The sequence below is a fragment of the Nonomuraea sp. NPDC050733 genome (genome assembly GCF_040654215.1).
Taxonomy (GTDB): domain Bacteria; phylum Actinomycetota; class Actinomycetes; order Streptosporangiales; family Streptosporangiaceae; genus Nonomuraea.
Window position 1 is genome coordinate 23,478 of the sequence record NZ_JBFAHO010000062.1, and the last position, 8,356, is coordinate 31,833.

Sequence of the window (8,356 nt, forward strand, 5' to 3'; positions counted from 1 at the left end):
GCATGATGCCGGTGGATGTTCTACGCGCGATTTGCCTGCGTTCGATGGGGCGGCTTTCCTGCGTTCGATGGGGCGGCGGCCCGCCCTCGCCGATGAACCGGCCGAAAGTATGATCTCGGACGCTACGGACCCTGCTTTCGACCGGTGCCGTGCCCCTGGGTGGCCCTCCAGGATGAGGCCTCATGCCACGCGAAGAATCCCCCCAGGAATCGCCTCCCAAGGAGCCTGCCGACCACCCCGGCCACCGTCTCCCGCAAGACCGGCCCGCCGTCTCCCCCGATCGGCCTCGAACCGCCGCGCTTGCGTCCGGCCGGCCCGAGACCGCGGTGCTCTCCGCGGGCCGGCCCAGGATCATCGCGCTCGACGTGCTGCGCGGGTTCGCGCTGTGCGAGATCCTGCTCGCCAACATCCAGCTCATGGCCACCGGCACCTCCGCCGTCGTGGTGCAGCCCATGGGCGACTGGGACCCCTGGCTCGGACTGCCGGTCTTCTCCCTGCTGTTCGGCATCGGGTTCGCGCTGCTGTTGGAGTCCGCTGCGCGCCGCGTCCCCCGCCCACGCCTGGTCCTGCTGCGCCGGCTTGGGGCGCTGCTCGCGATCGGCCTCGTGCACATGCTGCTGTGGCCGGGCGAGATCCTGACCGACTACGCCGTCGTCGGCATGCTGGTGCTGCTGCCCTCGACCTGGCTGCCGCGGTGGGCCATGGCCGTTCTCGCCGCCGCACTCATCCCGGCGGCGCTGATCTTCGGCGGGGGCGGGCCCCTGCTGATCGCCGGACTGTTCCTGCTGGGCTCGGCACTGGTCCGCTACGGGGTGATCGAGAAGATCGAGCGGTCCACCCGAGGGCCGCTCCTGCTGGGCCTGGTCTTCGCGGCAGGACTGGCCGCTGCCCTGTGGGTACAGGCCAGCATGCGGGCCGTGGGGGCCACGACGTACCTGTCTTCCACGTCCAGCCTTGCCGATCTGCTGCTCGTCGGCGTGTATGTCTGTGGCTTGCTGGTCCTGCTCAGAACGCCGCTGCGACCGGCGCTCCAGTTCGTCTTCGCGCCACTGGGCCGGATGGCGCTGACCAATTATCTGACCGCCACACTCCTCGTTCTGGTGGCCAGTGGCATCATCGGCCTGCCGATCGGCCAGTCCTTGGAAGCGGCGTACTGGACCGCGGGGGCCATCCTCACGGCCCAGTGGCTGTTCTGCACCCTTTGGCTGCACCGTTACCGTCAGGGCCCCATCGAGTGGCTCTGGCGCTGGGCCACCTGGGCGCACCGCCCGCCCCTCAGCCGGGCCAGGACGTCATGAGTTCGGGGCCAGAGTCGGTGATGACGGCGTCGTCTGGAAGGCCCAGTGAGGTGCGTGTTGGCGGCTCGTGCGGCGTCTGCCACGCCTGAGCCCCCCAGCGCGCAGCGCCCTCCAAGCGAAGCCCATCGCGCGAAGCGTCCCACGGCGAAACCCCGGCGCGGCGAAGCAAGGCCCTTTGACCAGGGGCGGGAAGCAGACGGGCACCCACCGAATCGGGTAACGGGTGGGTGCCCGTGCGTACTTACGTGGAGCCCAGGAGATTCGAACTCCTGACATCCTGCTTGCAAACGGGAGCTGGTGGCCACACAGGAAGGTCCCTGACCTGATCAGGCGGCAGGTGCGGGCTGACGACGTGTGATCACGTAAGCCGCGTTGCTGTACGCGACACCCAGGACCGGCGCTCCCATCACCCGATGTCCAGGTCAAGGGGGAAGTCCCCGGGTAGACGTGACGTTTGGTGACCTGCTCACCCTTCCAGATAGCCCCCGCCGCATCCGAGATACCAGACGATATGAACCTTCTCGCCACCGTCTCAGGCGATGGCAGCGATGTCACCGTCGTCAAAGTAGATCGACTGATGGAGCCGACCACCCAGAGCGGTGGCGTACCGGGCGAGCACGTCCTGCCCGGAGATCTTTCCTTGCTCGATCTGCGAAATACGGCCCTTGGTGACCCCCATGCGCTGCGCGATGGCCTGTTGGGTCAACCCGCGACTACGGCGGATCTCAGCAAGCCGGTGTCCTTGTACCTTGGCGAGGAGCTCCTGCTTGCCCACCTCAACGACATCTTCGCCGCCGGCACGTTCGACATGCTCAGAACGAATATCCTTCCAGCGCGCATACCCCGTCATGATCTGCCCTCCTCCGCCTGCCGTTCCTTCATCAGGCATTCCACTGTCCGGCCTTGTCACCTGCGACCAGCAGGATGCTGGACCGCCACGGATCGCTTGTTGTGGACTGGGCTGCTCTTCGTGGTACCGGGGCGTCGATGCCCGAAAGCAACTTGTTTGTCGGGTCGGATGTCTAGGATGCCGCCCCATGACCGAAGATCACATGATGCATTGCTTCGCGGGCGACGAACAGCGGTATATCACCGGTGCGGCCGTGACGGAGCTGGACGGTGTCCCACACGTGGTGGGGCTGAACGACCGGGGAGTCGTTCAGAAGTGGGCCCTCCCGGACGGGGAAAGTGCCGTGGTCCCGTTGGATTTGCCGGCCGCGGCTCCTGAGGACGAGTGGTACTACGAGCAGGGCTGGGAGGAGGGCGATGACTTCGGGGACCCGAATGCCAAGGTTCCTGCGGGCCACATCGTCGCGGTCATGACGGTGACGCGACTTGACGGCCGTCCGGTCGTCGTCACCGGTGGCAACGAGCATGACCTGTCCAGTCACACTGGCGACGCCGACATGTACGCGGGCGCGGTACGGGTCTGGGACCTGCGGACGGGCCGCAAGGTCGGGAAAGTGATGGCGGGGGACGACCCCGCCGACGGGGCTGTCGGGGCCGTCTGCTCGCTGGCGGTCGTCCCGTCCAAGGCTGGGCCCATCGCGGTGAGCAGCAGCGAGTCCGGCCTGTTGCAGGCCTGGAACCTCCTGACCAATGAACTCGGCGCCTACGCCGTGACCACCGGGGAAAACGGGGTGATGGGAGCCGCGACGATCGGGGGGCGCCCGATCGCCGTGACCGGTGGCGAGAGCCGCACGCTTGAGGCCTGGGACCTTCTCAGTGGTGAACGTTTTGGAGCGCTCATGCAAGGCGTCAGGCCCGCGGCCCAAGCTATCGCCGTCATCGAACTGGAGGGCCGTGCGGTCGCCGTGGTCGGTGGCGACGACCCGACGATCCAGGTCTGGGAGGTTGGCCAGGAGGAGCCCATCGGGCTTGCTCTGGCTGGTCACACCTCCGGAGTCACCGACCTGACGACCGCCTGGGTGAGGGGACGCGCGATCGTCGTCAGTGGAAGCGACGACGACACCACCCGCGTCTGGGATCTGGCGAGCGGGGAGCAGATCGGCGAACCGCTGATGTCGGCGATGTCGCTGACAGTGGCGGAGGTCGGTGGCGTGCCCGTCCTGGTGACAGGCCATGCCGACGCCACCGTCCGGGTGTGGGATCTATCGTTCGCGGGAGCCCATCGGCCATAGTCGCTGATCGTCGTGGGATGCCCCGCAGACGTCAAGTCCTGCGGACGCCCAGTCGCCCTGACATTTCCAGGCAGGGCAGAGCCAGGGTGCGAATCGAGATGGGTGCGACTCCTCCTGAGTGACTGAAGCGATCAGGCCGTAAGGGCGTATCCGTCCTGGTAGCCGGTCTGGTGGACGCGCTCGTGTTGCCGGGCGAGATGGAAAGTCCAGTACTCTTCCAGATGGCCGTTGGCGACCAGCGCGCGGAGCTTCAGCACCGCCTCGGCCCCGGTCAGGCCCCACCGTGCCCCGGCCAGGTCGAACTTGTCGGCGATCAGATGACGGCACGCGCCCTCGACCACCCCGGTCGCGATCGGCCATCCCGCCTCTAGCGCCTGGTCATACCGCAGATGCTCGGCGTTGTTGGACAGATAGCGGATGCACGCGTCGATGCCGTCACGGTGCTGCGCGCCGGCTGTGGCGGCCTGCGCGGTCAGCGTGGTGATGACCTGGCCGGTGTGCCCGGCCAGCAGGGCCAGGGCATGCCCGGCGACCCAGTCCTCCGCGGCCGGCGCCGCGGGCGGGTGCAAACTCCACGCAGCAGCCCATAACTTCTCCAGCACGTGCACGAAATCGATCACGATGTGGACGCGGATGCGGCGCCGGGCGGCTTCGGCGATGATCAGGTCGAGCTGGTGGCGGGCCCCGTCGACGAGCACGACCCAGGGACGGGCGTGCGCGGGATCACGGGCCTCGGCATGATCGAACACCTTGGCGATCACAGGGCCGGGGCCGGTGATGACCGAGCCGCACAGCCACTTGCGCGTCGCGTTCGGCCGGGCCCGTAGCAGGCGCCGGCCGGATCGCCCGCCCGGGACGGCGATCACATCGTGCGGCCGACGCGGCGCCGGTTCGGCGTCGTAGACCACCCCCAGCGTCGCCATCCGCTTGCGCGCCGGTTTCTCCCCAGCCGCCAGCCGCGTCCGGAACGTGGCCCGGGCGCGGGCGGCGGCCTTCGCGGTCGCGGGCCGCAGCGCTTCGGGGCGCATCGCGATGCCCTTGCCGTCCACGCTGATCGCCAGCACCGTGGACGCCGTGCACGGCAGCACGGTTCGCGCGGCGTAGAAGGCGTCGACATCGGCCGCGGCCTGGGCGACCAGCTGCTCGATCTGCCGCTTGCCGATCACCTGACCGCACCGTGTGGTGATCGCCGCCAGGGCGGCGTCGAACGAGCCGCGCACCGTCTCGATGACCGCGAGTTTGGCCAGCCCGGCCGAGTGCCGCACCGCCGGCAGCGATAACGCCGCGTCCGCCGGATACACGTTGCCGACGCCCGGGGCCGCCACGCGCACCGGGTGACCCTCACCGTGGCGAGCAGGCGGTGGTGCCCGAGCTCCACCCGCCGCCGCGGCACCCCGTCCGCGCCGATCACCCCCGCGGCGCCACCGTCCTGATGGCGGGCGTGGCGTACCTGCTCCAGCTCGCGCAGCGCGCGCAGGTCAAGGTGGGCCTGCAACAGCAGGCGCTGCAGCTCGCTCCCGCGTGATTTCAAGATCCAGTAGACGTCTTGAGTATTCTCACCTGCTGGTCTTACCGTCGTGGCCATGCGACAGATTGATGACCCGGACGTGCTCAAGGTCTTGACCAGCCGGTTTCGATGGAAACTCTTCAGCCTCCTCTACCGGATCGGCCCGGTCACAGTGAGCGAACTCGCCAGACGGATGGATGCCGACCCCGGCCAGGTGAGCTATCACCTGCGGCAGCTGCAGAAACATGACTTGATCGAAGACGTGCCGGAGCTCGCCCGCGACAGCCGGGAACGCTGGGTGCGGTCAGCCATGGGCGGCTTGGCAGTGGTGAAAGACTTCGAAGCCCCGCAAGCCAGAGCCGTGGTGCAGGCGTGGACATCACAGTGGGTGATCGACCAGTTCGAGCGGCTGCGCGACTACGAACGCACCCACATGACGCTTCCCGAGGACTGGCAGAACGCGGGCTTCGGAAGCAGCCGCTACCTACGGCTCACCAAGGATGAGCTCGCGCAGCTCGACGATCAGCTCAATGCCGTGTTGCAGCCGTGGCGCGAGCTGACCAAATCGCGCGTCGAATCGAGCGAGGCTCCGCCGGACACCCGCCCGATCTTCCTCTTCTACCACGCATTCCCCGAGGAACCCTGAGGAGCCTTCCATGCATCACATGTATGAAGAGCTCGTCCGTGCGGACCTGGCTGAGCAGCGAGCCGAGGCCGCACAGCTACGCATGATCCCGCAGCGTTCGCGCCAGCCTGTTCTTCCCCGCCTACGCGGCAAGTTCGCGATCACCCTCCGCCGCCTCGCCGACCACCTCGAACCTGCCTGACAATCCCGGAACCTGAGCGTCCCAGCCAAAGGCTCCGTCCAGGCGGTACAAGGCAGGGGTGGTCAACCACGTTAAAAGGCCCGACAGGGGTCGGGCCTACGGCCCGACTGGAAGCAACGCCTGAGCTCCACGGCGCGAAAGCGCCCCCAAGCGAAGCCCATCGCGCGAAGCGCCCCACGGCGAAGCCCCGGCGCGAAAGCGCCCTCAAAAAGAACGCCCGAGCGGAGCGAGGCCCTTTGACCAGGGGCGGGAAGCAGACGGGCACCCACCGAATCGGGTAACGGGTGGGTGCCCGTGCGTACGTACGTGGAGCCTAGGAGATTCGAACTCCTGACATCCTGCTTGCAAAACGGATGTCGATCTTCCTCGACCTGCGAAGACGCAGCTCAGCGCACCTGATCGCGTTCCCCGTGACTTCCCGCTGTTTCCCTTTGTTGCCCGTCCCATCGGGCACGCGACGGGCACGGCTGGCAGACTCACCGCGTGATCGAGATCGACCGCCCCTTCTATCGCATCAGCGACCCTAGCTTCGAGATACTGATCCCCTGCTGGGAAGGGCATGATCCCGAGACCGCCGATCAGGCCGACGCAACCATCACGCTTCCTGACGGAACTCGGCGCTATGCCACCTTCATGACCCTTGGGGCCATCGCCGGGACCATGGAGCGCTGGCAGGAGACGGGAGAATGTCTCAACGGCCGGTACTTCTGGTGTTCGGACCTGGTCATCATCCGCAAGCCTGGCTTCGTCTCGATGGCTGACGCCGTACGAGACATGATCGCGCTTGGAGAGCTTTAAAGCGCATGCAGTGCGCCGCCAATCGACGACAACGATCAACATGCGGATTAAAAGATCCAGTTCGAGCCAGGTCGGTAGGCATGCCTGTTCCCGCCTGAACGGCCTAGCATGGGCTGGAACTGCAACGTGGACTGCAACTGATGGTCCATTGGCTTACGGTGTTGTGGACAGCACACATGCGCGCCGTGTTCAGATCTCCGAGGGCTGACACCCTCTTAATCAACAGTATTGGACCTCAACCTGTTCGCACACTGACTGAATGCGGTCATCAAGATTCCCGATCCTCCCTTCGAGTCGGTCGATCTCCTCGGAGTGCAGTGAGGCAGACGCAAATACAAGCAGAAAACAAATGGGCGCAAGTGCCACCCCAGTGATTGCCAGACTGAATCCGATTGCTTGTCGCTTCCGTCGCGTCGCAAAAATACCGGCCAAACTGACGAGAAAACCCATGACTGCGGTCAACAGGCCCCATTCTCGGGGAACTGCAGGTGACAACAAGACCAGAGCGAGTCCGACAACTGCTAAGGCCGAAACCTTCGGCTTCTCTGCAGGGTGTCCGGGACACGTGGCATCATGGGGACACGGAGCAAGTGGAAGGTCGCTGAGGCCTATTTTGCGCTGCATCGTATTGATCTATCCACTCTTCATGCTGCTGTCAAGCCGTGGGTCATTCGTATGAGTTGCGATAGGTAATGGTCGCTGTGGAGTCGAGTTCGCGGCAGGCCTGTATGTCAGGTGAGGCACGTTAACCTCGCGGAAAGTAGCCGCCATAGGCGGCATGACCTCAGTGATGCGCGCGGTTCCGGCGGGTGGTCGCATCTCATGCATGGTGATCACCTGGCCCACTTTGAGGTGCCGCCAGTGTTCAGGCATCAGAGGAACGAGTCGCACAGGTGCGCACTCTCCCGGCTCGAGGGTGTCGTGACCCTCAACCCAGAGGCCGGCGACGCTGAGCAGAGGTTCCCCCTCAGGCATACGGTGGCCAATGTCCCACATGGGCCGGAGGAGTCCGCCTGGAGGTATCGGCGCCGCACGGCCTCCGTCCTCGACGGGCAACAGACGAAGTTCGGCCAAGAAGGCGCCGGTGCGAGTCTCACTGCGCCGCCATCCGCACCAAGTGGCATCCGACTCCAGCCCCATCAGCCGAGCGGCATCGACCAGCAGACCCCAGAACTCCGGCGACTGCGGATGAGCATCACCGAGTTCCTCAAGAAGGAGAAGGGCCATCTCCCACTCGTCGTGTCCCAGGTGCTCCAGCACATCAGCCACGCCGATGTCGAGCTCGGTCCGAATGTCGGCACGACAGAGACGAGCCGCCTTCAGAAGGGGAGAATCCTGGGAATCCACGGTCTGATTGTGCCTGTTCAGTCCATAGCTTCAGCCGAGCGATCCTTGACCTGAACCTTCTGATCCTTAGGTCCCCAAACAATCTTCATGGGCGTTCACCGGCGTCCGCCACCTCGCCTGGCGGCATCCTCGTTGTACGTCGACCTCCATGATTCAGGGCGCAGGCACCTTGGCCGAACTGCTCGCCCAAGGAATCAAGACGGTGACCTCACTCCATGACGGCACCTGCGACCTGAACCACCCCGGCTCCCCCTCGGCCACCGTCATGATGCTCCGACACACCGACGACTTGCTGGAATGGCTCGTCCTGGCCGACTCCGTCCTCGTCCTGGACGTCGTCGATGCGGCAGAACCCGTGGTCATCTGCGACGACCGCGAGGCCCAGGTCGGCGCCCTCCACCGGGCCGAGATGGACGCCCTCGCCTCCGGAACAGAAGA

Annotated in this window: 7 protein-coding genes and 2 pseudogenes; 7 read left to right on the forward strand and 2 right to left on the reverse strand. The window is 66.0% G+C overall.

All coding sequences use genetic code 11. From position 1 onward, the window contains the following. The first annotated feature begins 182 nt into the window (after positions 1-182). Positions 183-1,298: a DUF418 domain-containing protein gene (locus AB0H64_RS42725; protein ID WP_357637072.1), complete on the forward strand. Its 1,116-nt coding sequence runs from the start codon at positions 183-185 to the stop codon at positions 1,296-1,298. A gap of 532 nt (positions 1,299-1,830) precedes the next feature. Here the strand turns inward: AB0H64_RS42725 and AB0H64_RS42730 are convergent. Then, positions 1,831-2,148: a helix-turn-helix transcriptional regulator gene (locus AB0H64_RS42730; protein WP_357637074.1), complete on the reverse strand. Its 318-nt coding sequence runs from the start codon at positions 2,146-2,148 to the stop codon at positions 1,831-1,833. 187 nt (positions 2,149-2,335) lie between these two features. Here AB0H64_RS42730 and AB0H64_RS42735 point away from each other — a divergent pair, with 187 nt between their 5' ends. Then, positions 2,336-3,439 (forward strand): hypothetical protein, encoded by a 1,104-nt coding sequence (locus AB0H64_RS42735; protein ID WP_357637075.1) that lies wholly within the window; start codon positions 2,336-2,338, stop codon positions 3,437-3,439. A 131-nt stretch (positions 3,440-3,570) separates the two neighbouring features. On the opposite strand, the pseudogene AB0H64_RS42740 reads toward AB0H64_RS42735, so the two are convergent. Then, positions 3,571-5,090: pseudogene (locus AB0H64_RS42740) on the reverse strand (ISKra4 family transposase). On the opposite strand from AB0H64_RS42740, the gene AB0H64_RS42745 reads away from it, so the two are divergent. The 5 genes and pseudogenes from AB0H64_RS42745 to AB0H64_RS42765 form a co-directional block, all read left to right on the forward strand. After that, on the forward strand, positions 5,023-5,592 hold the full coding sequence (locus AB0H64_RS42745; protein WP_357637078.1) for a helix-turn-helix domain-containing protein: 570 nt from the start codon (positions 5,023-5,025) through the stop codon (positions 5,590-5,592). The pseudogene AB0H64_RS42740 and the gene AB0H64_RS42745 overlap by 68 nt on opposite strands. Positions 5,593-5,602: 10 nt before the next feature. Continuing rightward, positions 5,603-5,773 (forward strand): hypothetical protein, encoded by a 171-nt coding sequence (locus tag AB0H64_RS42750; RefSeq protein WP_357637080.1) that lies wholly within the window; start codon positions 5,603-5,605, stop codon positions 5,771-5,773. Positions 5,774-6,256: 483 nt separating this feature from the next. Further along, positions 6,257-6,571 carry a hypothetical protein gene (locus AB0H64_RS42755; protein WP_357637083.1) on the forward strand — a complete coding sequence of 105 codons (315 nt, stop codon included), beginning with the start codon at positions 6,257-6,259 and terminating at the stop codon, positions 6,569-6,571. Positions 6,572-7,432: 861 nt separating this feature from the next. Continuing rightward, positions 7,433-7,972, forward strand: coding sequence for a hypothetical protein (locus tag AB0H64_RS42760; RefSeq protein ID WP_357637085.1), 540 nt, complete (start codon positions 7,433-7,435; stop codon positions 7,970-7,972). Positions 7,973-8,120: 148 nt separating this feature from the next. Beyond that, positions 8,121-8,356 (forward strand): annotated as a pseudogene (locus AB0H64_RS42765) (integrase); the annotation flags it as partial.